This is a genomic window from Burkholderia sp. B21-005, from assembly GCF_020843965.1.
Classification (GTDB): domain Bacteria; phylum Pseudomonadota; class Gammaproteobacteria; order Burkholderiales; family Burkholderiaceae; genus Burkholderia; species Burkholderia ambifaria.
In genome coordinates this window covers 939670-964395 of the sequence record NZ_CP086303.1, presented here as the reverse complement: position 1 = coordinate 964395, position 24726 = coordinate 939670, and the positions used below count along the sequence as shown (strand labels likewise).

Below are 24726 nucleotides of genomic sequence, written 5' to 3'. Positions count from 1 at the left end.
GCGGCGCGGGCTCGGCACGAGCACTCGCCGCTCGTGAAAGCGCGGCACTGCTTGTCGCCGCGCGCCTCCTCTTACTTGACGGCAGCGATCACCTTCGCGCGAATCAGCCGCGCCCGCAGCACATTGCGGCTGATGCCGAGCAGTCTCGCGGCCTGGATCTGGTTGCGGTGGCTGAAGTCGAACGCCACGCGGATCACGGTGTCCTCGATACGCTCGAACAGGTTCTCGTGCGCGTCGTCGAACAGCGCGCACAGCGCCAGTTCGAGCGCTTCCTGAGCGGGCGCACGGCTCGCTGCTTCCCGCGCGCCTGCGGCCGTGGCCGGTGCGCATGACGACGACAGGTTCAGGTCGGTGTCCTGCAACGCATCGTGGCGGCTCACCAGCAGCGCGTGATGCATCACGTTCTCCAGTTCGCGGATGTTGCCGGGCCACGGATGCGCTTCGAGCCGGCGCGCCGCGCGCGGATCGATGCTGCGCGGCCCGTGGCCGAGGCGGCCGCGGTATGTGTCGAGGAAGTGGCGCGCGAGCGGCAGGATGTCGCCGGGACGTTCGCGCAACGTCGGCACGTCGAGCCGCACGACATTGAGCCGGTAGAACAGGTCGCCGCGAAACCGTCCGGCCGCCACCGCCTGCTGCAGGTCGACGTTGGTCGCGGCCACCACGCGCACGTCGATCGGGATGCTCGTACGCGAGCCGAGCCGCACGACCTCGCGCTCCTGCAACACGCGCAGCAGCTTGACCTGCATCGGCAGCGGCAGGTCGCCGATCTCGTCGAGAAACAGCGTGCCGCCGTTCGCGGCTTCGAACCAGCCGGGCTTCGCGCCGACCGCGCCCGTGAATGCGCCTTTCTCGTGACCGAACAGTTCACTGTCGACGAGCGTGTCGGAGAGCGCGCCGCAGTTCACGGCGACGAACGGCCCGTCGCCGCGATGGCTGACGTCGTGCACGTGGCGCGCGATCAATTCCTTGCCGGTGCCGGTCTCGCCGGCGATCAGCACGTTCGCGTCGCTCGGCGCGACGCGCCGCACGCGTTCGAGCAGCGCGAGCGAACGCGGATCGACGAACACGTGTGCACGGGCGCGATCCGGCGCGTGATGTGCCGAGCCGGCGAGAACGGGTGCGCCGCGCGACCGCGTGCGCGATTCGTCCGGCTGAGCGGTGACGATACGAAGATTGACCGGACGCGGCGTGGCAAACAGGGAGGTCATGGCGATGAAGGCGTGAGTCGTTCGAACGGGCGGACCCGCGCCGACGGGCGCCGTGGTCCGGTTGCTGCGTGGTCAGCAGAGTGTTCCGTGTTTTGCGTCGCGCGGGAAGCATCGATTTCTGATAACGAAAGCGGCATTGCTGCGCAGGATGCAGCGACGCGCGAGCGCGCTGCGGTGACAGCGGATGCGACGTCATCGTGTTCGATGCGACGGTGCCTGACCGCTGCGATTGGACGAGCGCCGCGCGCAAAACTGCTGATTGAGCAGCAGCGCATCAGCAACGCTGTTTCCGCCGGTTCATCTCGCTGGGGAATATCGATGTGAGGCGCTTCCTGGAACGCTTGCCACGGCTGCTCAATTGGCCGCGGAACCCATACGCGGCGGGCGATCGAGGAAAACTTCGTGATGCAGATGATCGGACGATCGCCCAACCGTCGACAATGGCACGCTCCTTGCGACCCTGGCACCGTATCGGCGCGACAACGCGCAGCTCGACCACGGGAACGCATGGCATGAGCAACACCCTCAACGTAGTCGCCCTGTCGGGCGGCCTGCAACGACCGTCACGCACGCTGGCACTGACGAACGCGATCGTTGCCGCGCTCGGCGACGCGTTGCCGATCGACACGCGGCTGATCGAACTCGGCGAGATCGGCAACCGGCTGGCCGGCGCGCTGAAGCGCGCGCAGGTACCGCCCGATCTCGACACACTGATCCGCGCGATCGAGACGGCCGACGCGCTCATCGTCGCGAGCCCCGTGTATCGCGCGTCGTACACCGGCCTCTTCAAGCACCTGTTCGACCTCGTGCATCACGAATCGCTGGTCGATGTGCCGGTGCTGCTCGCGGCCACCGGCGGCAGCGAGCGCCACGCGCTGGTGATCGACCACCAACTGCGGCCGCTGTTCAGCTTCTTCCAGGCGCGCACGCTGCCGATCGGGGTGTACGCGGCCGAAAGCGATTTCGACGGCTACGAGATCGCGAACCCCGCGCTGCGCGCCCGCATCGCGCTCGCGGTGGACCGTGCGGTGCCGCAACTGCGACCGCGCGCACTGGCCGCCGTGGCTGCATAACCCGTTTTCCCCTTCCATCAGGACCTTTCATGAGCATTCACGAACCTTCGGCCGACGGCGTCAAATTCGCGTACTGGGTGCCGAACGTCAGCGGCGGCCTCGTCGTCAGCACGATCGAGCAGCGTACCGACTGGAGTCTCGAATACAACCAGAAGCTCGCGCGCACGGCCGAGGCGGCCGGCTTCGACTACGCGCTGAGCCAGATCCGCTTCACGGCCGGCTACGGCGCCGAATACCAGCACGAATCGGTCTCGTTCAGCCAGGCGCTGCTGCACGCGACGACGAAGCTCAAGGTGCTCGCCGCGATCCTGCCGGGGCCGTGGCATCCGGCCGTGGTCGCGAAGCAACTCGCGACGATCGACCATATTTCGAACGGACGCGTCGCGATCAACGTCGTCAGCGGCTGGTTCAAGGGCGAATTCACCGCGATCGGCGAGCCGTGGCTCGAGCACGACGAACGCTATCGGCGCTCGAAGGAGTTCATCCAGGCGCTGAAGGGGATCTGGACGCAGGACAACTTCACGTTCAAGGGCGACTTCTACCGCTTCAACGACTACACGCTGAGCCCGAAACCCGTGCAGAAGCCGCATCCGGAGATATTCCAGGGCGGCAGCTCGCGTGCGGCGCGCGACAACGCGGCGAGCGTGTCGGACTGGTACTTCACGAACGGCAACACGCCGGAGAACCTGAAGGCGCAGATCGACGACATTCGCGCGAAGGCCGCGGCGAACAACCATCGCGTGCGGATCGGCGTCAATGCGTTCGTGATCGCGCGCGACACCGAGGAAGAGGCGCGAGCCGTGCTCGACGACATCGTCCGGCACGCGCACGTCGAGGCCGTGCACGCGTTCGGCGATGCAGTGAAACAGGCCGGCAGCGCATCGCCGGAAGGCGAGGGCAACTGGGCGAAATCCACGTTCGAGGATCTCGTGCAGTACAACGACGGCTTCCGCACGAACCTGATCGGCACGCCGCAACAGATCGCCGAGCGGATCGTCGCGCTGAAGGTGATCGGCGTCGATCTCGTGCTCGCCGGGTTCCTGCATTTCATCGAGGAAGTCGAGTACTTCGGCCAGCGCGTGCTGCCGCTCGTGCGCGAGCTCGAAGCGCGGCCGCAGGCGGTGGCCGCGTGATGCGCGCCGGCTCGCGTTGACGGTTCGATCTCTGTCCGGATGCCGAGCCGGGCGGGCGCGCGAGCCGGCGCCTCCGCGCGCCGCTCACTCGGTCAGGTCGAAATCGTCCTCCCGGCCGTTCAGCATCGCGGTCAGCGTGCGCAGGCCGGCATCGAGCTGATCCATGGTCGGCGCCGCCAGCGCGAGCCTGACCGCGTTCGGCGCATGGCCGGCCGACACGGCGAAGGTGGTCGACGGCGTCAGCCCGATGTCGCGCCTGGCCGCGGCCGCGACGAGGGCCTGCGAACGCCAGTGCGCCGGCAACGTCAGCCACAGGTGATAGCACTTGCCGTTGGTCCGGATATCGAAACCCGCCAGACGCTCGATCGCCAGTGCCTGACGCGCGCTCGCATCGATGCGCTTCAGTCTCGCCAGCTCGGCCACGGTGCCATCGCGCATCAGGCGCTGCGCGGCCGCGAACGCGAATCCCGACGCGGTCCATCCGCCCGAGCGCACCGAGGCCATTACGCTTTCGCGCAGCCGCGGCGGCGGCACGATGAAGCCCAGGGTCAGGCCGGGCGTGACCTTCTTGGACAGGCTGTCGATCACGATGCAGGCGTCCGGCGCGAGCGCGGCCAGCGGCGGCTCGTCGTCGAGAAACCCATACACGTTGTCCTCGATGACCGGAATGTCGAGCTTGTCGAGCACGCGCAGCAGATCGGCGCGGCGCGCGGCGTTCATCGTCGTGCCCAGCGGATTCTGGATGGCCGGCTGAATGTAGATCGCCGAGAGCCGGGCCTCTCGGTGTGCCTTTTGCACGGCGTCGGGCCGGACGCCATCTTCGTCCATCGCCAGCGGCACCAGCGTGATCCCCAGCTTGGCGGCGATGCCCTTGATGAACGGGTAGGTCAGGGCCTCCACGCCGCAGCGGCCGCCCGTCGGCACGACCGCCGCAACGGCCGCGGCGATGCTTTGCCGCCCGTTGCCGGTAAATACGAGCTGTTCCGGCGACGGCGACCATTCGGGGTGCGCCAGATACGCGGCGGCGACGCTTCGGATAGCCGCGGTTCCGGTACTCGTCGCTTCGCGCAACGCGGCGTCGAGCTCCGCAGGTCGGTGCAATCCGCTCAGACTTCTCGCGATCAACGCGGTCTGATCCGGAACGGTCGGGTAATTGAACTCGAGATCGATCCGCACGCCGCGCGGCTCGCCCGGCGCTGCCGCGCCGCGCCGCGTCTCACCCGAGACGAAGGTGCCCCGGCCGACCTCGCCCACCACCAGCCCGCGGCGTAACAGTTCCGTGTAGACCCGGCCCGCGGTCGATGCGGCGATTGCATGCTGGTCGGCGAAACGGCGCTGCGGAGGCAGGCGGTCGCCCGGCCTGAGCGTGCCGTCCGCAATCTGGGCGGCGATCGCGTCGGCCAACTGCAGATACTCGGATTTCGACATGAATTGCACCGATAGCAATGATTATTGCACTGAGGTCAATGTTTTGATTGCACTGAGTGTTGCGGCGGTGCATTCTGTTTTCATCAACTCGATTGTACCGGGGCTGACATGCCAGCGCGGCCCATGCGGCCTGCTGTGCGCTTGCGCACCGCATCGCCCCGGCACACCCAATGGAGAAGCAGCATGCATGCAGCCCTGATCCACCGTGCGGCGACGACGCGGGCGCGACCCGCTTCGCGGCTGTCCGCCACTCCGCGGTTCGAACCGGCGAGAACGTCATGATGGCCGCGCCGGCCGCAATGGGCCTGGAGTTGACGCTGACCACGATCCTGATCGCGTTCGCCGGCGTGTTCGTGATCGCGTTCATGCGCGGCGCGTTTGGTGGCGGGTTTGCGATCATCGGTATTCCGCTGCTGTCGCTGGTGATGGACCCGGTGACTGCCGGCGGTCTGCTCGCGCCGTTGTTCATCGCAATGGACCTGTTCGCGCTGCGCTACTGGAAGCCGTCGACCTGGTCGAAGCCGGACCTCGTGCTGCTCCTGCCGGGGCTGGTGACCGGCATCGGCTTCGGCTATCTGGCATTCCGCTTCCTCGACCATCGCGCCATCGAGCTTCTGATGGCAGTGGTCACGTTGATCTTCGTCGGCCTGTGGGTGAGGGGCGGCGCGGCACTGACGGTTCGTCCGCGTTCGTCGCCGAAGGCCGTCACGGCCGGCCTTGCGTCCGGTGTCACGACGATGGTCGCGCATTCGGGCGGGCCGCCGCTCGCGATGTATCTGCTGCCGCTCGGCCTCAGCAAGGAGATGTACGCCGGAACGACGAGCATGTTCTTCACCGTGGGCAATGCGATCAAGGCGGTGCCGTGGATGCTGATCGTGAGGCCGACCGCGAACGTCTGGGCATTGATGGCCGTGTGTGTGCTCGCCATTCCGGCCGGCGTGATGTCCGGCTGGCGTCTTCACGGCAAACTGGATCAACGCCTGATCTACCGGATCTGTTATGGATTGCTGGCGGTGACCGCGGTGAAACTGTTGTGGGACGGCATTTCCGGCTATCTCGCATGAAGCAGGCGCGCTGGCGCATGGTTCCCACGGATGCAAACCAATCAATAGTGCAGATGCAGATCACCTGCCAAACAGGAGCGTGTGTGCCAATACGCGGCGCCCAAACGTTGGACGGTGAACGCGTATCCGAGGCTGATCCACTGCAACCGTTTGCCCAGGGGCGGCCACTTTGCGACCTGGGAACAGCCTCAGGCGCTGTCGGAAGAACTGCGCGCGAGTTTCCGCGCGCTGCGCTGAACGGCATTCGTTCGATAGTGCGATTGCCGAATCAAGCCACGCCGGCCATCTTCGATGCATCGACGACCATCTGCACGCCGAGACCGCCGAGGATGACGCCCATCGCCCAGCGCTGCGCGAGCAGCAGCGTCGGACGAGCGTGCAGGTACTTCGCGATGCTGCTCGAGCAGATCGCGACCAGCCCGTTTGCCGAAGCGAACGCCGCGATCAACAACGAACCGAGAAACAGCGACTGGCCGAACACGCTGCCCTGCCGGTAGTCGATGAACTGCGGCAGCAGCGACACGAACAGCATCGCGAGCTTCGGATTCAGCACGCTGGTGGTCGCGCCCATCGCGAGCAACCGCAGCGGCTGCTCGTTCGGCAGGGTCCGCACCTCGAACGGCGAACGGCCGCCGGGCCGCACGGCCTGCCATGCGAGGTAGAGCAGATAGGCGGCGCCCACCACGCCGAGCACCGTGCCCGCATACGGTACGCTCATGAACAGCGTCGTGATGCCGAACGCCGCGCCGAACATGTAGAACAGGTAGCCGATCATCACGCCGGCGAGCGAAATGAGCCCGGCCGCACGCCCCTGCGCGATCGAGCGCGACATCACGTAGACCATGTTCGGCCCCGGCGTGACCGCGAGCATGCCGCCAATGACGAGAAACCCGTAGAGCGATCCGGACGTATGCATGTTGTTCGCTTCCTGCATCGAATGAGTGCTGACGGGATTCATTGTCCGACCATGGAGGCAGACAGTAAAACGGGATAAACTGAATCGATTAATCAGTTTTTCTGAATCCACATGAAAAAGCTCGACCTCGATGTGCTCGCGATGGTGGTGGCCGTCGCGGAATCCGGATCGTTCGCGCAGGGCGCGCAGGCCGTGCACCGGTCGCCGTCGGCGGTGAGCATGCAGATCAAGGCGCTGGAGGATGCGCTCGGCAAGCCGCTGTTCATCCGCGACACGCGCAACGTCACGGCCACCGACGACGGCCGCGTGCTCGCCGAATACGGCCGCCGGATGCTGGCGATGCGCGACGAGGCGTGGGCGTCGGTCGTGCGGCCGGAGATCCGCGGTCGCGTGACGATCGGCGTGCCCGACGACTACATCTCGTCGCTGCTGCCGCAGGTGCTCGGCAAGTTCGCGGCGATGCATCCGCGCGTCGAAGTGCGCGTGATCGGCCAGCCGAGCAGCGCGCTCGTGCCGATGCTGAAGGACAACACGGTCGACCTCGCGTGCCTCACGCGCATCAAGGGCGTGACCGGCGAGCTGATCCGGATGGAGCCGCTCGTCTGGGTCGGCTCACCCAAGCGTAACGTGTGGGAAGAGCGGCCGCTGCCGGTCGCGTTCTTCACGCACGGTGGCAGCATGGCGCGCGATCACGCGGTCAAGGCGCTGAACCGGCAGAAGATCCCGTACCGGATGTCTTACGAAAGCCCGAGCCACCTCGGGCTACTGAGCATGGTCGAGGCCGGGCTCGCGGTCGCGCCGCTCGCGCGCTGCTGCATTCCCGATCATCTCGTGCAGCTTTCGGAAAGCCACGGGCTGCCGCCGCTCGGCGAACTCGAGGTCGTGCTGGCGCGCAGCGCCAAGTCGGCGCGGCCGCCGTGCGACTACCTGGCGGAGCAGATTCTCGATGAATGGCGCGCGTGATCGCGCGGTTCGTCCGGCGGCGCGTCAGCACGATTTCAGCAGCCATTCCCGAAACGCCACCAGCGACGGCAGCGTGTCGTTTTCCGGCGGGTACACGAGGTAGTAGCTGCGCTGGCTGGTGATCGCGTCGCCGATCGATACGAGCTCGTTGCGGCTCAGTTCGTCTTCGACCAGCACCTTCGGCACGAGGCCGATTCCCATGCCGGCCCGCACGGCCTGGATCAGGTGCGACGTCAGCTCGAAGCTCGGGCCGATCCGCATCTCGCGATGATCGAGGCCGAAGTGCGAGAACCATTCCGCCCACGCGTGCTGATTGCTCGTCACGCCCAGCAGCGTCTGCCCGACCGCCCATGCCGGCGCGCGCGGGCCGGCCTTGCGGCGCCCGGCCGCATCGGGGCTCGCGATCGCGATCAGGAACTCGTTGTACAGCCGGTGCGCGTGCAGGCCGGGCCAGTCGCCCGCGCCGACGGTGATGGCCGCGTCGAGATCGTCGGTATGGAAGTCGATGCCGCCGATCCGCGAATGCAGATGCACGGTCACGCCCGGATGCGCGGCGTAGAAGTCGTGCAGGTGCGGCAGCAGCCATTTCGAGCCGAAGGTCGGCAAGGTCGCGAGCCGCAGCGTGCCGGCACCGGCCTGACGCGACATCGCCTGCAGCGTCGCGCCGCGGATGCGCCCGAGCGCGCCGCTCAGCTCGACGAAGTAGCGCCGCCCGACTTCCGTCAGCTTCACGGAGCGGCCCTCACGCCGGAACAGCGGCACGCCGAGCTGATCCTCGAGCGTTTGCACCTGCCGGCTGATCGCGCTCTGGCTCAACGACAGCTCGTCGGCGGCGCGTGTGTAGCTTTCGTGGCGCGCGGCGGCCTCGAACACCAGCAACAGCGACATGGACGGGGTCAGGCGACGGTAATTCATGAGTTTTATGCAAGTTTTGCCGGGGGAGAATTCGTTTGTTTCTCGCGCTGATTCGCAAGATACTGGATTTCCGCGTTGCGTGGAATCTTGCTCAAAACTCATGTTTCTGATCGAGACAGCGCACCGGCCTCATCCACCTCGCGCTTTCATCCCATGTCGATCGCTCCGTTGCCCCGTCCCGTCAGCCCGCCCGAGGTCCGTTACCGCGACTTTCTCGCCGCCCTCCAGGCCGCCGGATTCGCCGGCGAAATCCTCGCGGACCATGCGAACCGGACCGTGCAGGCGACCGACAACTCGATCTACCAGCGTCTGCCGCAGGCGGTGATCTGTCCCGCGCATGCGGAGGACGTGCGGCTCCTCGCGCGGTTGCTGGCTGACCCCGCGCACCGCGACGTCGCGGTGGCCGCGCGCGGCGGCGGCACCGGCACCAACGGGCAGTCGCTGACCGACGGCGTGGTCGTGGACCTGTCGCGCAACATGAACCGGATCCTCGAAATCAACGCCGACGAGCGTTGGGTGCGCGTGCAGGCAGGCGTCGTCAAGGACCAGCTCAATGCCGCGCTGAAGCCGCATGGCCTCTTTTTCGCGCCGGAGCTGTCGACGTCGAACCGCGCGACGGTCGGCGGGATGATCAACACCGATGCGAGCGGGCAAGGCAGCTGCACGTACGGCAAGACGCGCGACCACGTGCTGGCGCTCGACTTCGTGCTGATGGGCGGCGAGCAGCTGCACAGCGACGCGCTCGCGGACGACGAGCTGGAACGCCGCTGCGCGCGGCAGGACCGGGTCGGCAAGGTCTATCGCACCGCGCGCCGCATCAGCGACGAAAAAGCCGCGCTGATCGACGCGAAGTTTCCGAAGCTCAATCGCTGCCTGACCGGTTACGATCTCGCGCACCTGCGCGAACCGGACGGCCGCTTCAACCTGAACAGCGTGCTGTGCGGCGCCGAAGGCTCGCTCGGCTTCGTCGTCGAGGCGAAGCTGAACGTGCTGCCGATCCCGAAGGTGTCGGTGCTGGTGAACGTGCGCTACGCCGGCTTCATGGACGCGCTGCGCGATGCGCGCGCGCTGCTCGCGCTCAAGCCGCTGTCGATCGAGACGGTCGACTCGAAGGTGCTGATGCTCGCGATGAAGGATTTCGTGTGGAGCAGCGTGGCTGAGTATTTCCCGCAGGACGAAGCACGTCCGACGCTCGGCATCAACCTGATCGAATTCAGCGGCGACGATGCGCAGGACGTCGATGCGCGCGTGCGTGCGTTCGTCGCGCATCTGCGCACCGACACGAGCGTGGAGCGCCTGGGCCACACGCTCGCGACCGGTGACGATGCGGTCAAGCGCGTGTACGCGATGCGCAAGCGCGCGGTCGGCCTGCTCGGCAACGTGCAGGGCGAGGCGCGCCCGCAGCCGTTCGTCGAGGACACCGCGGTGCCGCCCGAGAACCTGGCCGCGTACATCGCCGAATTCCGCGCGTTGCTCGACGGTCACGGGCTGCAGTACGGGATGTTCGGCCACGTCGACGCGGGTGTGCTGCACGTGCGTCCGGCGCTCGACATGAAGGACCCGAAGCAGGCCGCACTGGTGCGGCCGGTGTCGGACGCGGTGGCCGAACTCACGCAGCGGCATGGTGGCCTGTTATGGGGAGAGCATGGCAAGGGCGTGCGCTCCGAATATGCGCCGGCGTTCTTCGGCGAGCTGTATCCGTCGCTGCAGCAACTGAAGGCCGCGTTCGATCCGCACAACCAGTTCAACCCGGGCAAGATCGCGACGCCGCCGGACCACACGCTGCGGCTGCTGAAGATCGACGAGGTGCCCACGCGCGGCGACCACGACCGGCAGATCGACGAGCGCGTGTGGCAGAGCTACGGCACGGCGATGCACTGCAACGGCAACGGCGCGTGCTACAACTTCGATCCGGACGACGCGATGTGCCCGTCGTGGAAGGCGACGCGCGAACGGGTGCAGTCGCCGAAGGGGCGCGCGTCGCTGATGCGCGAATGGTTGCGCCTGCAAGGACAGGCCGGCATCGACGTCGTCGCGGCGGCGCGTGCGCGGCAGCCGTTCCTGCGCGGTCTCGCGGCCCGCTGGCGCAACAGCCGCGCCGCGCGCAACGGTGAAGCCGACTTCTCGCACGAGGTGTATGACGCGATGGCCGGCTGCCTCGCGTGCAAATCGTGCGCGGGACAGTGCCCGGTCAAGGTCAACGTGCCCGAGTTCCGCTCGCGCTTTCTCGAGCTGTATCACCAGCGCTACCTGCGGCCGGTGCGCGACTACCTGATCGGCTCGCTCGAATTCACGATGCCGTGGATGGCGCGCGTGCCGGCGCTGTACAACGGGCTGATGCGCGCCGGCTGGGTGCGCACGCTGCTCGAGCGGCACGTCGGCATGGTCGACAGCCCGCTCTTGAGCCGCTTCGATCTCGCGGCCGTGATCCGGCAGTGGAACGTGCGGCCGGCCGATCCGCACGCGCTCGCCGCGCTGAGCGACGCGCAGCGCGTGCGCAGCGTCGTCATCGTGCAGGACACGTTCACGCGCTATTTCGACACCGAGCAGTTGGCGACGCTGATCGAGCTGGCCGCGCGCATCGGCTTCCAGGTGTGGCTGGCGCCGCTCGCGCCGAACGGCAAGGCGCTGCATGTGCAGGGCTTTCTTCGCGCGTTCGAGAAGGCGGCGATTCGCAACGCGACGCAACTGGCCGCGCTCGCGCGCTCGGGCGTCGCACTCGTCGGCCTCGATCCGGCGATGACGCTCACCTATCGGCAGGAATACCTGAAGGTGACGGGGCTGGCCGACGTGCCGAAGGTCGCGCTGCCGCAGGAGTGGCTGCTGCACGCGCTGCCGGAAGCCGGCGCGGGCGTAGGCGCCGGCGATCCAGCGGCAGCGTACCGGCTGCTGCCGCATTGCACCGAGAAGACCAACGCGCCGGACAGCGGCAAGCAGTGGGCGCAGGTGTTCGCGCGTCGCGGGCTGCGCCTGGCGGTGCAGGCGACCGGATGCTGCGGGATGTCGGGGACCTACGGGCACGAGGCGCGCAACCTGCACACATCGAAGACGATCTATGCGCAATCGTGGGCTGCGCATGTCGATGCGCCGCAAGCGCATGGCGAAGTGCTGGCGACCGGATATTCGTGCCGCAGCCAGGTGAAGCGCATGTCCGCGCGGCAGGTGCGCCATCCGCTGCAGGCGCTGCTCGATCACGTGCGTCATGGGCTTTGACGGCCGGTCGAATCGTCGATGCGGGGGCGAGAGGCGCCTGCGGCAGTGTGCGGAGCACGGTGCATCTGCGTTCGGCATGGCCGGCGCCGGCATGAGGCCGGACACCGGGGCGGCGGACGGGTTCCGCATGCGGCTGGACCTGCAGCGTGCATGCACGCGCTTCAGGCACGCATGCCGTTGTGACGGCAACCGATACGGGAGGCCGAATCGCGCCGCCGGTAATTAGTAGATGATGCCGAGCAACACGGCCTTGACGATGGCTTGTGTCTTGTTGACCGAGTTGAGTTTCTCCATGATGTTCTGCATGTGGAAGGTGATGGTTCGCTCCGATATCGAAAGAATGGAAGCGATTTCCAGTGCGGTCTTCCCGTCAGCGGCCCATTTCAGTACTTCCTTTTCGCGCGTGGTGAACGGGCCCATTTGCATCGCGGCCGCGGGCGCGTCAACCAGGCGCGAATTCACCGCGTGAGCGGCGTGCGCCAGATAGATCAGCCGGCTTTCCGTGGCGGCAAGTTCCAGATCCGAAATGGGGTCCGCGCTGCGCGCGACGCTCCACATCGCGATGCGCCCGTGTTTGTCGCGGATGGGCTGGGACCAGCCGTGCGCAACACCATGCGCCTTCGCTTCTTCCCAGAATGGTTCATCGGCACGTGCGTCGACGGGCCATACAAGGGGTGACGTATAGATCAGCCCGTAACGGACGACGGGGTCGCGTGCGAAATAATTTCCCTCGAGGTAGCGCTGTTGCCAGGATTCGGGATAGGTATTGCGTGTACGGAACGTGGGCCGGGTCACGGGTAAGGGGTCGCGTGCGCCATAGGCGCACATTTCAAAATCGAGCGCGCGTGCCTGGGCGGCAACGATTTCGAATACATCGTCGAAGCTCAGCGCGCGCGACAACGTCGTCATGACGTCTTCTCTCCATGCATCCACAACAATCTCCAAATAGCGTGTAGTGTCAAACGCACGCGGTCGATGACCAGGCCGCGTGCGCGGACGACATGTTCGCTGCGCATGGAGCCGGGAAGCTCGAGCCCTCGCGCAACACAGTGATCTAGGAGGTTTCCGCGGCGTGTCGATATCGACTGGCTGAATCAGTCGGGGAAGAAGCGTGAAGCCCTTCGAGTGCCACCGACGTGATGCACCCGGTTCCGACCGGATGCTGTTGTGTTTGTTGTTTTGGAAAGCGCGCTGACCCCGGCGCCTGAAGTGCTTCAAGAATGCTTTCGCCGGCTGCACGCACGGATGCTTCGCACGTGCGTCATGCAGACCCGGTTGCGTCGTCGAGGCAGGGCGACGACCCCACCGGCGTCCGGCCGGCAGACGATCCGTCAAGCGTCGAATCGAATCTCCAGCGAAGCGCTCGATCGTGGTGTAGTCGAGCGTTGTCGACGGCGCGGTACGACGAATCGCCGTTTGTTCTTGTTGGCTACGCGCATCTCGTGTGCTGCGCGCACGTCGCCTCTTTCATGCGGTACGGCATGCCTGCACGATCAGTCAATCCAGATTGGCACGATCGAAAGCGCGAGCAGGAGTCCCAGCGTAACGTTTGCGATGCGCCAATGACGGTCGGTCCGCAGCGTGCGGCCGAGCAGCACGCCGGCCGTACACCACAGCACGAGGGAGAAGATCGCTGCGATGCCGAATGCAATACCGAGTATCACGGCGAGGTGCATCGGGTCGGGCGTCAGCGCCGCGAACGACGCGGCCGCGCCGAGCGCCATCGTCCATCCTTTCGGATTGAGCCACAGCAGCAGCGCACCACCGATGAAGCTGGTCGGCGTTTGCGATGCATTCACGTGATTCTTGGGGGCGCCGCTCGACGCGATTTTCCACGCGAGCCACAGAAGATAGGCGGAGCCCAGCACTTTCATGATCAGTTGCAGCGCCGGCACCGCGTGCAGCAGCCCGGCCAGCCCGGCCGCCGCGATGGCCGCGAGCGATGCGAGGCCGAGCGCGATGCCGCCGAGCAGCGGCACGCTGCGCCTGAACCCGAACTGCGTGCCCGACGCCGTCGCGAGCGTGGTCGCGCCGCCCGGCGTGATGGTGGCGACGATGACGAACACGATCAGGGAGAACAGCGTCTGGGACATGGTTGGACAACCTCGTATGAAGAGCTGCGGCGGCTTTGGAATCCGTCTTGGCGCGAATGGGATCGGGTGCCTGACAAACTCTAAAAGTCTTTCGCAAGCTAGGGTATGGAATGTTTATAATGAGCCTATTAGCGTTGCTAATACTCTATTTGCCCCCATGCCCCGCAATCTCGATACGAGTCTGTTGCGCACCTTTGTCACCGTTTCGCGTCGTTCGACCATGACGGCGGCGGCGCACGCGCTGCATCTGACCCAGGGTGCCATCAGCCAGCAGATCAAGCGGCTCGAGGAGTGCTTTGGCCAGCGGCTGTTCGATCGGTCGCAGGGGCGACTGAAACTCACTGCCGCGGGCGAACGTCTGCTCGAGCGGGCGGAGCAGCTCGTGCGGCTCAACGACCGCATCTGGGACGACATGAGCGAGCCGGTATTTGCCGGCGTGCTGCGCGTCGGGGCGCCGTCCGATCTGGTCGGCACCTATCTCGCCGGCATTTTCAAGGCGTTTGCTCACCACTATCCGCACGTCGAGATCGTGCTCGTCAACCTTGCGTCGGTCGAACTGTCGGCCGCGCTGCTCGATGGAAGAGTCGATATCGCGGTGATCGAGCAGCCGGCGAGCGAGCCGGGCGGGGAGTGCCTGCGCATCGAGCCGCTCGCGTGGGTCGGCGCGGTCGGAGGCAGCGCGCACGTGAAGCGGCCGCTGGCGGTGTCGATCGTCAGCGACGCGTGCGTGTTCCGCCCGGCATTGTTCGACGCGTTGACGCAGCACGAGATCGCGTGGCGGACGGTGTTCGAAAACGGCGACATCGAGGCGACGAAGGCAACCGTCCGGATGGACATGGCGGTGACCGCATGGCTCGCGTCGACGGTCCCCTCCGATCTGCAGATGCTGCGACCGGCGCAGGGTTTGCCCACGTTGCCGGATTTCGCCGTGACCTTGCATCTGCCGCCATCCGGCACGACGCCGCTGGTCGAGGAAATGGCGAACTTCATTCGAAACGGTTTTCTCGACGCGCCGTCCGTTGGCGACGGCAGGTTGTCCGGTGCGGCCGATCGCGCGGCCTGAGCGCGCGTTCGGATGTGGCCGTCGCCGGACGCCGCCCGCCTGTAGGTCCTTCCAGTATCGCTGCGCGTAGCCGCCCTATAGGATCGATGCCGAGATTCGGTTGACGGCATCGCGACGCGTGCGTACTGCACGCATTGCGACCGCGTTCGACCACACTTCGGCCTTGCGCCGCTTCCCCGTTTCCGCCAGTCGATTTTTCCCGAGGCATTCCATGACTATCTGGTTGCTGCAACTCATGCTCGTGATCGCGTGCTGCAACGTCTGCGGCCGTCTTGCCGAGCGGCTCGGCCAATGTGCGGTCGTCGGTGAAATCGCGGCCGGGCTCCTGCTCGGCCCTTCGCTGTTCGGCGCGATCGCACCGGATTTCTACGATGTGCTGTTCGGCGCGCACGCGCCGTCGGCGATGGCGCAGGTCGGTGAGATCGGCCTGGTGTTGCTGATGTTCCAGCTCGGGCTGCACATGGAATTCGGCGTCACGTTGCGCGGCGGCCGGTGGCGCGTGCCCGTCGCCGTCGCGATCGGTGGCTTGTGCATACCGGCCGCGATCGGCATGGTCATCGCGATCGTGTCGAAGGACACGCTTGCGATCGATGCACCGTGGCTGCCGTACGTGCTCTTCTGCGGTGTCGCGCTCGCGGTGTCGGCCGTGCCGGTCATGGCGCGCATCGTCGACGATCTGAGGCTCGGCGCGATGAGCGGCGCGCGGCACGCGATGTCCGCGGCGATGCTGACGGATGCGCTCGGCTGGATGTTGCTGGCGACGATCGCGTCGCTGTCGAACGGGCCCGGCTGGGCCTTCGCGCGCATGCTCGCCAGCTTGCTCGTGTTTCTGGCGCTGAGTGCGTTGCTTGCGCGCTTCGTCGTTCGCCCGCTGCTCATGCGGTTGGCGCAAACGGCGCACGCGACGCGCGACCGGCTGGCGGTGTTGTTCTGCTTCGTGCTGGCGTCGGCGGTCGCAACGTCGCTGATTGGTTTCCATAGCGCATTCGGGGCGCTGTCGGCGGCGCTGTTCGTGCGTCGCGTGCCGGGGCTGGACGTGGAGTGGCGCGAGAATGTGGAGGGCTTCGTGAAGCTCGTGCTGATGCCGGTGTTCTTCGCGTACGCCGGGTTGCACGCGTCGATCGGGATGATCGACGATGCGTCTTCATGGTTGTGGTTCGGCGTGTTTCTCGCCGGCGGGTTCGCGGGCAAGTTCGGCGGCAGCTACGTCGGTGCGCGTGTGACGGGGCTTGCGCCGCGCGATGCGATGCTGGTCGGCTCGTTGATGAATACGCGCGGATTGATGGAACTGATCGTGCTGTCGATCGGGCTGCAGATGCAGATTCTTCCGACCCGCGTTTATACGATCCTCGTCATATTCGCGCTGGTGACGACGGCGCTGACCGCGCCGCTCGTGCGGCTCACGCTGCGCGCGCATTCGCGTTCGGCCCCGGCGATGCAGATCGTCGGCGAGTGACGGGGCGGCGCGCACCGTGAAGCGTATCCGGATGCGCGCCGCGCCACGCCGCGACAGCGTCGACTGCGTCAACCGCGAACGACGGCGTCCCACGCACGCTTCAACCGGCGTGCGGCCTCTTCGGCACTCTGTTCTCCCAGCATCGAATACGACACGCGCAGCGTGTCGCGTTCCGGATCGGATGCATAGAATGCGTTGCCGGGCACGAACACGACCTTTTCGCGGATGGCCGCTTCGAGCACCTTTTCCGCCGGAACTTGCCGCGCGAAGCGGCACCACAGGAACATCCCGCCTTCGGGTTCGTTGAACGACAGGTCGTTGCCGAATGCGTCGCGCAATGCCTTCGTCAGCGCATCGCGTCGCGTGCGGTAGGCGGTCCGCAGCACCTCGATGCGGGACGCCAGGCGGCCCGACGCGAGATAACGCGCGACGATGTTCTGCGTCAGCGTCGACGTGTGCAGATCGAATGCCTGCTTGGCGACCGCCATCGGCGGACGAAGCGCCGAGGGCGGCACGATCCATCCGACGCGCACGCCGGGCGAGAAGACCTTCGACAAGGTGGACAGGTAGCACACGGTGCGGTTGCCGCCCGGTTGCTGCGAAGCGATTGACAGCAGGCTCGGGATCGCTTCGCCGCTGAAGCGCAACTGGCCGTAGGGGTCGTCCTCGATGATCGCGCAACCGTGACGCTGCGCGAGTTCGATCAGGCGGACACGCTGCGCGAGCGGCATCGTGTAGCCGGTCGGATTCGCGAAATTCGGCGTCAGGTAGATCGCCTTGACGCCGCCGCGCCTCAGTTCGCGTTCGACCTGATCGAGATCGAGCCCGTCCGGGCCGCCGTCGATGCCGTCGATCCGGGCGCCGATGAACTGGAATACCTGCAGTGCGGCGACATAGGTCGGCCGTTCGACGAGTACGCGGTCGCCCTGGTCGAACAGCACGCGCGCGACGAGATCGAGCCCCTGCTGCGATCCGGACGTGATCAGCATCGATTCCGGCGAAGCCGGTATGCCGAGCGTGCCGGCCCAGTTGCCGATCTGTTGGCGCAAGCCCGCTTCGCCTTCGGTGAGGCCGTACTGGAAGAGGTCGCGGTGCTCGTCGCGCAGGATGGCGCCGAGTGCGTCGTCGATGCCGTCCATGTCGAACAGGTCGGAAGCGGGGATGCCGCCGGCCAGCGAGATCACGTCCGGATTCTTGCTGAACTCCAGCAGCTCGCGCACTGCGGAGGACTTGATGCCACGCGCGCGCATGGCCAGCACGATGTCGTTCATGGAGGTGCCTGTTGTCGAAGATGCCGGCGCTCACGGCCGCCGGAAGTGAAAAAGGCCGGCAGGTTCGTCGAACCGGCCGGCGGATGGGAAGCGTGTCGAGCGAATCGCGCACGAAGCACGATTGCCGTCGCTCAATCGAACATGCGCCAGCCGTCTTCCTGGTGGATCAGGAACAGGCCCATCGTGCGTCGCGTCGACGTACAGCGCTCGATCGCATGCAGGTTCTTGCTCTGGAACAGCGTCAATTGACCGGGCTGCGGCTTCAGCATGATCTTCGCGGCCCGTTCGAGCGCGGCGATCGCACCGGTTTCACGATATTCGGCATGCATCTGGTCGAGGGCGGCGCGGGATTCCGGTCGGTTGTCCCACATCACCATGCCTGCGTCGTTGTCGGCGCCCTGAATGGTCAGGAACCCGCCGAGCTGCCGTGGAAACGATCGCTTCAGCGGCCAGTTCACGGTGTCGCGCCCGTAGCTCACGTCGTCGCAGTGCGGCGCGAAGTTGAACGGGGCCTCGAATGGTTCGTAGACGCGTCGCGTCGCCAGCAGGAACTCGACTTCGTAGTCGTGCCCGATCGTCAGCGGCCTCGCGTCCAGCGCATCCGAAAACAGGCGAACGAATCGGGTCGTACGCAGGCCGTCATTGACGCGACAGGCGATCCCGAAGTACTCCGCCGCCTTCGAAACGAGCTTGTCCCCCTGTTCGCGCTGGAGCTGGCCGAGCGTCACCGAGGTGGCGACGATACCCGCGTGGTGGGCGTTTTTCGTAAACGGCGAGCTCGAGAAGCCCTCGTCGTCCCACCACGCGTCGCGCTCGCCGTCGGGCACGATGTCCATGACGATGGCATCGGCCTCGTCCGCATCGAGCGCGTGAACCGCCGCGGCGATGGTCATGCGCTCGGCGCGCGCCGGGATGCCGAAGCGCATCAGTTGAGCTGGGTAGGTATGCTGCATGATGCCTCCACGTATGCGGAATGATTAGGATTGCGGCATAAGGCAGTCGCCCTTGCCCAGTTCGGACAATGCCGGTTGCCTCAATAGACGGTAAAGCTCCGCGGGCTTCGGCTCGGATTCGGATCGCCGGTATTTCGGAAACAGCAGCAGGCCGCTCGTGCCGGCGACGAGCGGCGCGCCGTCTCGCATGCCGAGCCGATCCCCGGCCCGGATCGGCTGGAAATTTCGCAAGCCCGCGTCGAGCCTGACCTCGCCGTCCGGATAGGGGACGATGTGCGCCCACGTATAGATCGGATTCGCGCACGCGTCGACGGGCGGCAGCGAAGCGCCGTCGACGACCGCGCTGACGGTGGTGATCGCGTCCAGGCACACGCGCACACCCGCCGCGATCTGATAGAGGCCGAAGCCCTTCTGGCCAAGCTCGATGCTCAGCGCAACGCCGTCGCCCTGCTGGATGAATTCGTCCGACGTGCAGCCGCCTGCGGACGCGGTGGAAAAGGGCCTGCCCCAATGCGTGACGACGGGCGTGTCCGGTGCGATCGCGTGCGCCAGTTGCAGGCTCGTCGGGTGGTAGTTGAAGACGAAGAACGGCGCTTCCGACGGCTCGATCGTCTGATGCAGGTCGACGCAGAAGCGGGCGCGCCTCATCACCGGCTCCATCTCGCGCGCGCGCCGGTCGTCGGCCGTGTCGCGCCCGGCGCGACCGAACGTGCGGTTCAAGTCGCGTTCGACGAAGCGCGTGCCGCGCCGTGCGGCCTCGACGTTGCCCAGCAGAAAGCCGATCGACACCGACGGCGCCAGCACGCCGGCCTCCACGTAGCGGCAAAGCGCATTGAGCACGGGGAGTCCGGCGTATTCGTTGCCGTGCGTCAGCGCGATGAACAACAGGTCGAATCGCGGCTCGTGTGCCGCGTTCGCGTGGGGCGGATGGATCACGAAGCCGAAACGCTCGACCCGCTCGACGCGGGCGCGACCGATCGTGCTCGACGCGGCGAACCGTTCGAACACCGCGATCTCCGCGTCGAGCCGACTGCGCGCGGGATCGCCGCCCGCCGTTGAAGCGATGGCTGTCATCAGTGAAACATCCGCCATTGACCGTCATGCCAGACCAGGAACGATCCGAGCGTGCGGCGCACGGTCGTGCATTGCTCGACAGCGTGCATGACGCGCGTGTTGAGAATGTTCAGTTGCCCGGGCCGCCCGTTGATGGTGACGCTGCGCACGCGGTCCAGCCGGTTGATGCGCCGGGTTTGCGCGAATTCGCTCATCAGTTCGTCGAGCTCGGCGCGCGTCGCGGGCCGGTAGTCCCACATGACGAGGCCGGCGCTGTTTTCCGCGTCCTGGACCGACAGGAAGAGCGAGATCTGATCGTAGCCTTCGTCGTAGCCGTCCTTGATCGGCCAGTTCAGCGGTTCGCGGCCGAAGTGGATCGCGTCGCAATGCGGCGGGACGCTGTAGAGCCCGTTGGGCACCGGCTGGTATTCGCGTTTGGACACGAGCGGAAGTTCGCCCCAGTCGCCGACCCGAACCGAACCCGCGCCGAGTTCGCGGGCGCACAGTTTGACGAATTCCGTGTCGCGCAGCGCCGCATTCGTGCGGCCTGCATAGGAGAAGTAGTCGATCAGACCGGGGATCAGCTGCTCTTTCACCAGCCGCTGGGTCGGCCCGATCGCGAGCCCCGACTTGCCGGCGCCGGCGAAGCTCTGGTGCTGCGTGACCGGCGGGAAGGCCGGATCGTCCCACCATCGGTCGAGCGTGCTCGGGTCGACCAGATCGACAAGGACGGCGGCGGCCTTGCGATCGCGAATCAGCAATGCGGCATCGGCGAGCGTGAGATCCGCGCGCTCGACCTGCTTGTCGAAATCGTAGATTTCGGCGCGATAGTGCTTGTTCAAAGCGAATTCCTCCGAGGAGAAGGCGATTCAGGACAGTGATCTCGGGACTACCGTGCGGCCACACTCATGGATTCGAGCAGTTTTTCGCTGAAGACGCGAAGACACGGATATTCGAACAGCAGGCGCACCGGCACGTCGTGGCCGAGCTGCCGCTCGAGCTGGGTGCTCACCAGCGCGGCGGAAATCGACGAGCCGCCGATCGTGAAGAAGTCGTCGTCGGGCGTCACGGCGTCGCGGCCGAGGACGCTCGCCACGACGGACGCGACGACGTGGTCGACGCGCCGGACATGAGGTATCTCGATAGGCTGGATCATGGGTTGGCACCGGTCGAATGACGAACGGCGCGCCGCGCCGTTCGCCGGTTTCATGGCCGCGGGTGCGGTCGGTCAGGCGTAGGACGGTTGCTGCGCGAAGCTGACGCCGCGTGCGTTGCGCTCGACGCGGCGGTTATGCCCGAATCGATCCTCGCCGGAGACGAGCACGACGCCGAACTTGTCGAGCGAGATCTTGCTGCCGTATTCGTCGACGGTGTCGGTGTCCGGATAGACCTTGACCGCGGCCGGCACGTAGCGGCTCGCGTAGCCGAGCCGGGTCTGGTCGACCGTGGCGTTCGGAAACGACGAGTGCATCAGCGTCGACCAGAAGATCACGAACTGGCCGGGTTTCATCACGATCGACACGGCCTTGCTCTCGTCCGGTTTCCAGTCCGGATCCTTCTGCAGGCTGCGATAGTCGTAGCCGAAGAAGCCGCGCTTGATGCCGTCCTTCTCGAGGGCATTGATGTTGGACGGATCGAATTGCATCTTCCGCGACTCGTCGTAGAACATCTCTTCATGCGTGCCCGGCACGAACCGCAGACAGCCGTTTTGCTCGGTCGCGTCGGTCAGCGCCGTCCATACCGTGATCGCGCCGCCGAACCGCTGGTCGCCCGGCCACACGATCTGCGGCTGGCCCGACGCATGCGCGAACGTGTCGGCCTGATGCCAGTCGGTCCCTTCGTCGCCCGGATACTTCGGGAACATCTCCGAACGCCAGCAGATGACGTCGGGCCCGAGAATCGAGTTGAGCCGCTGGACGATTTCCTGCCGGCCGATATGCTCGCTCAGCAGATTGACGTCGAGGTGGCGATCGTAATTGGCGATCGGGCTCGTCGGCGGCAGGTCGTAGACCGCGTATTCACGATCGAACAGCTGCGCGCGGATCGTCTTGTAGCGCTCGCGCGCTTCCTCGGGCGAATACAGCGTGAACGGGCCGATATAGCCTTGCGCGCGGAAAGTGGCGATTTCCTCGGGCGTCAGTCGAAAGTTCTGCATGGAGGTGCTCCTGGTCGAATCGATTAAATGCATCCGCTTCGAAGGGACGAAGCGGTGTTCGGGAAATGACGCACGCGCTTACGCGAGTTCGGCGGCCGCTGCTTCGTAGATGCCGGCCCAGCCGTCGATCGTGGGCGCAGCCATCAGCTTGCTGGTCGGCACCCGCACCTGCAGCCGGGTTTCGACCTGAATCTGCAGTTCGACGATCGTCAGCGAGCTGGCGCCCCGGTCGAAGAAATCCTCGTCGCCGCGCAGGTCGGCGAAGCCGAGCGTGTCCCGGCAGGTCGAGGCGATCATGTCGGGGATGGCAACAGTTTTTTCAGTCATTACGTTCTCCGGATTTTCAGATGGGACTTGCGAGTCGAACCCGATCGACCTTGCCGTTCGCGTTGACGGGTAGTTCGGCGCACACGGCGATGGCGTCGGGAATCATGAAACCAGGCACCAGCTTGCGCAGTTCGCCGCGAATGAACGCAGGCATGTTGTCGCGCTGTTCGTTGGTCTGGACCGTGGCGACCAGTGACTTTTCGCCGTTCGGGTCTTCGCGAACCTGGACGACGCATTCCTCGACGCACGGCAAGCGCGCAACGAGTTGCTGCACCTCGTCGAGGCTGACGCGGTAGCCGCGGATCTTCGTGAGCCGGTCGCGCCGACCGACGAATTCGAGCGTGCCGTCCGCACGGCGCCGGACGATGTCGCCGGTGCGGTAGAGCCGGCCGGGCCCGGACGGATCCGGCACGAAGGCCGCGCGGGTCGCGTCGGGTTGGTTCAGATAGCCGAGCGCGACGCCGTCGCCGCCGGTGTAGAGCTCGCCTTCCTGCCCGTCGGGAACGGACGCGAGATCGCCGTCGCCGCGCACGACATGCACCGACGTGCCGGTCACGGGCGAGCCGATCGGTACGATGCCGTCAGGCCGGTTGTCGCGCGTCATCACGTGGCAGCACGTAAACGTCGTGTTTTCGGTCGGGCCGTACCCGTTGACGACGGTGATGCCGGGGAACGCATCGAGCGCGGCATTGACCGCGTCCGGATGCAGCACGTCGCCGCCCGCCAGCAGCACACGCACGCCGGTCAGCATGGCCGGATAGCGGCGCACGACGAGATGAAACAGCGCGGCGGTCAGCCACATCACGCTCACGCGCTGTTCGCGAATCAGCTGCGAAACGGCATTGGGATCGAAGATGGCGCCGTCGTACACCACGAGGCGCGCGCCGTTCAGCAAGGCGCCCCAGATCTCGAACGTCGACGCATCGAAGGTGATCGGGGACAGCAGCAGGAAGGCATCGTCCGGCTGGATCGCGATGTAGTTCGGCCGATCGACGAGCCGCACGACGCCGCGATGCGGCACCACGACGCCTTTCGGCTTGCCGGTGCTTCCGGAGGTAAACATCACGTAGGCCGGCGCGTCGCCACCGTGCGAGGCGGCGGGCGGCGGAGCGTCGGCATCTTCGGCATCCTCGGCCGATCTGTCGTTCGCGAGGGCGACGTGGATGACCGACAGTCCCGACTCGCGCAGCGTGTCGTCGCCGACGGCCGCGATCGCGTGCCGCGCCGCACCGTCACGTGCGTACGCGTGCTTGGCCGCAGCGGGGTAGTTCGGATCGAGCGGGACGAAGGTCGCGCCGAGTTTGACGATCGCCAGCATCGAGATCACGGCGTTCGCGCAGCGCGGCAACATCAGCAGCACGGGCGCGCCCTGCGTGACGCCATGTCGGGCAAGCACCGCGGCAAGCCGGTTCGCGCACCGGTCGAGTTCGCGGTAGGTGAGCGGCGCCGCGTGCGCCGTTCCCTCCAGTGCGATGCGCTCCGGCGTGCGGCGCACCTGCTCGGCGAAGCGGCCGTCGATGGTCGAGTGGTTCATTGAACAGGTTCCGATCGGTTGGCTTGCGTTCCGAAGAATTGCAGCAGCGTGTCGGTCATGGCCGGCTGCGCGCGACACAGCTCGTAGTGGTCGCCGTCGAATTCGTGCACGCCGGTCGCGTCCGGCAGGTGCGCCACGATGATGTGTGCGCTTTCCGGGAGCACCTGTCGATCACTTCGCGTCGCGATCACGAGCGTGGGCTGCGTCACGGTGCCGGCTTCGCCGAGGAAGTCGGTGCGCCGGTATGCGACGTAGTTCAGTCCGTAGCGGTGCAGGTGCGCCGCGCTCGAGAACGGCACCGAGATGAACGAATGAAATTCGGATTGGGGCGCGCTGCGGCCGGACGAGATCTTGTCGAACAGCATGCCGGCCATTTCCTTGCTCGTCGCCGCGACCGGAAGGAGCACGTCCACTTCGCGCTGGAACCTGCTCGCCGGACAGACCGACGGCTTCAGCATGAATTCGCCGCACACCAGCGCGAGCCGGCGGACGCTGTCGGGGTAGCGGGCGGCGGCGAGCAGGCCGACGCCGGCGCCGGAGCAATAACCGATCACATCGATCGGGCCGTCGTGACCGACGCAGTCGTTCGCATGCGCGGCGACCGTCACGAGATCGCGCACGTGGTATTCGACGTCGAATGCGTCGTCGGTCGCATCATCCTGCAGGTCGAGCACGAACCGCGATTCCCACGTGATCACATTGAAGTGCGGCTCGAGCGCGTTGCACAGTCGTTCGACCATCGCATGACGCACGCCGAACGGCAAAACGAGCATCAGGTTGCGTCGGCCGGTCGAGCGCTCCGTATGAAACACTCGCAGGGGCCGACCGTCGAAGGCCGGAATGGTCTCTCGCTGCATGGGGCGAATATCGTAGGGAAGGAAGGGCGTCGCCGCGTCGCGCGGGACGGC

Annotated in this window: 22 protein-coding genes and 1 pseudogene; 8 read left to right on the top strand and 15 right to left on the bottom strand. The window is 66.3% G+C overall.

All coding sequences use genetic code 11. From position 1 onward, the window contains the following. Positions 1-71: 71 nt before the first annotated feature. Positions 72-1208, bottom strand: coding sequence for a sigma-54 interaction domain-containing protein (locus tag LMA02_RS34835; RefSeq protein ID WP_228910393.1), 1137 nt, complete (start codon positions 1206-1208; stop codon positions 72-74). Between the two features lie 512 nt (positions 1209-1720). Between LMA02_RS34835 and msuE the strand changes: the two genes are divergently transcribed. Then, positions 1721-2281, top strand: coding sequence for an FMN reductase (msuE, locus tag LMA02_RS34830; RefSeq protein WP_228910392.1), 561 nt, complete (start codon positions 1721-1723; stop codon positions 2279-2281). A gap of 29 nt (positions 2282-2310) precedes the next feature. Further along, a complete protein-coding gene (gene sfnG, locus LMA02_RS34825) occupies positions 2311-3414 on the top strand; it encodes a dimethylsulfone monooxygenase SfnG (RefSeq protein ID WP_228910391.1) in 1104 nt (367 codons plus the stop codon). Positions 3415-3498: 84 nt separating this feature from the next. Here sfnG and LMA02_RS34820 read toward each other — a convergent pair whose 3' ends face one another. Continuing rightward, entirely contained in the window at positions 3499-4842 is a 1344-nt protein-coding gene (locus tag LMA02_RS34820; RefSeq protein WP_228910390.1) for a PLP-dependent aminotransferase family protein, read from the bottom strand. Positions 4843-5120: 278 nt separating this feature from the next. Between LMA02_RS34820 and LMA02_RS34815 the strand changes: the two genes are divergently transcribed. Both LMA02_RS34815 and LMA02_RS34810 read left to right on the top strand, forming a co-directional pair. Then, positions 5121-5906 (top strand): sulfite exporter TauE/SafE family protein, encoded by a 786-nt coding sequence (locus LMA02_RS34815; protein WP_105830247.1) that lies wholly within the window; start codon positions 5121-5123, stop codon positions 5904-5906. Positions 5907-5996: 90 nt separating this feature from the next. Continuing rightward, a pseudogene (locus LMA02_RS34810) lies at positions 5997-6143 on the top strand (epoxide hydrolase); the annotation flags it as partial. 31 nt (positions 6144-6174) lie between these two features. On the opposite strand, the gene LMA02_RS34805 reads toward LMA02_RS34810, so the two are convergent. Beyond that, a complete protein-coding gene (locus tag LMA02_RS34805; protein WP_228910389.1) occupies positions 6175-6822 on the bottom strand; it encodes a LysE family translocator in 648 nt (215 codons plus the stop codon). 111 nt (positions 6823-6933) lie between these two features. On the opposite strand from LMA02_RS34805, the gene LMA02_RS34800 reads away from it, so the two are divergent. Then, the gene (locus tag LMA02_RS34800; protein WP_228910388.1) at positions 6934-7785 is read left to right on the top strand and encodes a LysR substrate-binding domain-containing protein; all 852 of its coding nucleotides are present in this window, start codon (positions 6934-6936) and stop codon (positions 7783-7785) included. A gap of 24 nt (positions 7786-7809) precedes the next feature. Here the strand turns inward: LMA02_RS34800 and LMA02_RS34795 are convergent, their stop codons facing one another. Next, on the bottom strand, positions 7810-8700 hold the full coding sequence (locus LMA02_RS34795; RefSeq protein ID WP_228910387.1) for a LysR substrate-binding domain-containing protein: 891 nt from the start codon (positions 8698-8700) through the stop codon (positions 7810-7812). 153 nt (positions 8701-8853) lie between these two features. On the opposite strand from LMA02_RS34795, the gene LMA02_RS34790 reads away from it, so the two are divergent. Then, complete coding sequence (locus tag LMA02_RS34790) at positions 8854-11913, top strand: FAD-binding and (Fe-S)-binding domain-containing protein (RefSeq protein ID WP_228910386.1); 3060 nt, start codon at positions 8854-8856, stop codon at positions 11911-11913. Between the two features lie 222 nt (positions 11914-12135). Here the strand turns inward: LMA02_RS34790 and LMA02_RS34785 are convergent, their stop codons facing one another. Further along, entirely contained in the window at positions 12136-12822 is a 687-nt protein-coding gene (locus LMA02_RS34785; protein WP_228910385.1) for an autoinducer binding domain-containing protein, read from the bottom strand. Positions 12823-13406: 584 nt separating this feature from the next. Next, a complete protein-coding gene (locus LMA02_RS34780) occupies positions 13407-14006 on the bottom strand; it encodes a LysE family translocator (RefSeq protein ID WP_006756557.1) in 600 nt (199 codons plus the stop codon). A 220-nt stretch (positions 14007-14226) separates the two neighbouring features. Here LMA02_RS34780 and LMA02_RS34775 point away from each other — a divergent pair, with 220 nt between their 5' ends. Both LMA02_RS34775 and LMA02_RS34770 read left to right on the top strand, forming a co-directional pair. After that, on the top strand, positions 14227-15069 hold the full coding sequence (locus LMA02_RS34775; protein WP_228910962.1) for a LysR family transcriptional regulator: 843 nt from the start codon (positions 14227-14229) through the stop codon (positions 15067-15069). Between the two features lie 211 nt (positions 15070-15280). After that, on the top strand, positions 15281-16525 hold the full coding sequence (locus tag LMA02_RS34770; protein WP_228910384.1) for a cation:proton antiporter: 1245 nt from the start codon (positions 15281-15283) through the stop codon (positions 16523-16525). 68 nt (positions 16526-16593) lie between these two features. On the opposite strand, the gene LMA02_RS34765 is transcribed toward LMA02_RS34770, so the two are convergent. The 9 genes from LMA02_RS34765 to LMA02_RS34725 form a co-directional block, all read right to left on the bottom strand. After that, entirely contained in the window at positions 16594-17796 is a 1203-nt protein-coding gene (locus tag LMA02_RS34765; RefSeq protein ID WP_228910383.1) for a PLP-dependent aminotransferase family protein, read from the bottom strand. A 131-nt stretch (positions 17797-17927) separates the two neighbouring features. Continuing rightward, a complete protein-coding gene (locus LMA02_RS34760; RefSeq protein ID WP_228910382.1) occupies positions 17928-18749 on the bottom strand; it encodes a hypothetical protein in 822 nt (273 codons plus the stop codon). 24 nt (positions 18750-18773) lie between these two features. Then, positions 18774-19823: a succinylglutamate desuccinylase/aspartoacylase domain-containing protein gene (locus LMA02_RS34755; RefSeq protein WP_228910381.1), complete on the bottom strand. Its 1050-nt coding sequence runs from the start codon at positions 19821-19823 to the stop codon at positions 18774-18776. Then, entirely contained in the window at positions 19823-20644 is an 822-nt protein-coding gene (locus LMA02_RS34750; protein WP_228910380.1) for a hypothetical protein, read from the bottom strand. Before LMA02_RS34750 ends, LMA02_RS34755 begins: the two co-directional genes overlap by 1 nt. A 47-nt stretch (positions 20645-20691) precedes the next feature. Next, a complete protein-coding gene (locus LMA02_RS34745) occupies positions 20692-21012 on the bottom strand; it encodes an acyl carrier protein (protein WP_228910379.1) in 321 nt (106 codons plus the stop codon). An 18-nt stretch (positions 21013-21030) separates the two neighbouring features. Continuing rightward, complete coding sequence (locus LMA02_RS34740; RefSeq protein ID WP_228910378.1) at positions 21031-21957, bottom strand: chlorinating enzyme; 927 nt, start codon at positions 21955-21957, stop codon at positions 21031-21033. Positions 21958-22035: 78 nt separating this feature from the next. Continuing rightward, a complete protein-coding gene (locus tag LMA02_RS34735; protein ID WP_105784895.1) occupies positions 22036-22284 on the bottom strand; it encodes an acyl carrier protein in 249 nt (82 codons plus the stop codon). Between the two features lie 16 nt (positions 22285-22300). Then, positions 22301-23818 (bottom strand): amino acid adenylation domain-containing protein, encoded by a 1518-nt coding sequence (locus LMA02_RS34730; RefSeq protein ID WP_228910377.1) that lies wholly within the window; start codon positions 23816-23818, stop codon positions 22301-22303. Beyond that, positions 23815-24675 (bottom strand): alpha/beta fold hydrolase, encoded by an 861-nt coding sequence (locus LMA02_RS34725; RefSeq protein ID WP_228910376.1) that lies wholly within the window; start codon positions 24673-24675, stop codon positions 23815-23817. Before LMA02_RS34725 ends, LMA02_RS34730 begins: the two co-directional genes overlap by 4 nt. Positions 24676-24726: the final 51 nt, after the last annotated feature.

Bases quoted from the DNA above. Each gene is read 5' to 3' on its own strand.
- LMA02_RS34780 (WP_006756557.1), bottom strand. From the start codon at position 14,006: ATGTCCCAGACGCTGTTCTCCCTGATCGTGTTCGTCATCGTCGCCACC.
- LMA02_RS34740 (WP_228910378.1), bottom strand. From the start codon at position 21,957: ATGCAGAACTTTCGACTGACGCCCGAGGAAATCGCCACTTTCCGCGCG.
- LMA02_RS34785 (WP_228910385.1), bottom strand. From the start codon at position 12,822: ATGACGACGTTGTCGCGCGCGCTGAGCTTCGACGATGTATTCGAAATC.
- LMA02_RS34815 (WP_105830247.1), top strand. From the start codon at position 5,121: ATGATGGCCGCGCCGGCCGCAATGGGCCTGGAGTTGACGCTGACCACG.
- LMA02_RS34730 (WP_228910377.1), bottom strand. From the start codon at position 23,818: ATGAACCACTCGACCATCGACGGCCGCTTCGCCGAGCAGGTGCGCCGC.
- LMA02_RS34820 (WP_228910390.1), bottom strand. From the start codon at position 4,842: ATGTCGAAATCCGAGTATCTGCAGTTGGCCGACGCGATCGCCGCCCAG.
- LMA02_RS34745 (WP_228910379.1), bottom strand. From the start codon at position 21,012: ATGAAACCGGCGAACGGCGCGGCGCGCCGTTCGTCATTCGACCGGTGC.
- sfnG (WP_228910391.1), top strand. From the start codon at position 2,311: ATGAGCATTCACGAACCTTCGGCCGACGGCGTCAAATTCGCGTACTGG.
- LMA02_RS34725 (WP_228910376.1), bottom strand. From the start codon at position 24,675: ATGCAGCGAGAGACCATTCCGGCCTTCGACGGTCGGCCCCTGCGAGTG.
- msuE (WP_228910392.1), top strand. From the start codon at position 1,721: ATGAGCAACACCCTCAACGTAGTCGCCCTGTCGGGCGGCCTGCAACGA.
- LMA02_RS34775 (WP_228910962.1), top strand. From the start codon at position 14,227: ATGACGGCGGCGGCGCACGCGCTGCATCTGACCCAGGGTGCCATCAGC.
- LMA02_RS34805 (WP_228910389.1), bottom strand. From the start codon at position 6,822: ATGCATACGTCCGGATCGCTCTACGGGTTTCTCGTCATTGGCGGCATG.
- LMA02_RS34800 (WP_228910388.1), top strand. From the start codon at position 6,934: ATGAAAAAGCTCGACCTCGATGTGCTCGCGATGGTGGTGGCCGTCGCG.
- LMA02_RS34755 (WP_228910381.1), bottom strand. From the start codon at position 19,823: ATGACAGCCATCGCTTCAACGGCGGGCGGCGATCCCGCGCGCAGTCGG.
- LMA02_RS34795 (WP_228910387.1), bottom strand. From the start codon at position 8,700: ATGAATTACCGTCGCCTGACCCCGTCCATGTCGCTGTTGCTGGTGTTC.
- LMA02_RS34760 (WP_228910382.1), bottom strand. From the start codon at position 18,749: ATGCAGCATACCTACCCAGCTCAACTGATGCGCTTCGGCATCCCGGCG.
- LMA02_RS34790 (WP_228910386.1), top strand. From the start codon at position 8,854: ATGTCGATCGCTCCGTTGCCCCGTCCCGTCAGCCCGCCCGAGGTCCGT.
- LMA02_RS34765 (WP_228910383.1), bottom strand. From the start codon at position 17,796: ATGAACGACATCGTGCTGGCCATGCGCGCGCGTGGCATCAAGTCCTCC.
- LMA02_RS34835 (WP_228910393.1), bottom strand. From the start codon at position 1,208: ATGACCTCCCTGTTTGCCACGCCGCGTCCGGTCAATCTTCGTATCGTC.
- LMA02_RS34770 (WP_228910384.1), top strand. From the start codon at position 15,281: ATGACTATCTGGTTGCTGCAACTCATGCTCGTGATCGCGTGCTGCAAC.
- LMA02_RS34735 (WP_105784895.1), bottom strand. From the start codon at position 22,284: ATGACTGAAAAAACTGTTGCCATCCCCGACATGATCGCCTCGACCTGC.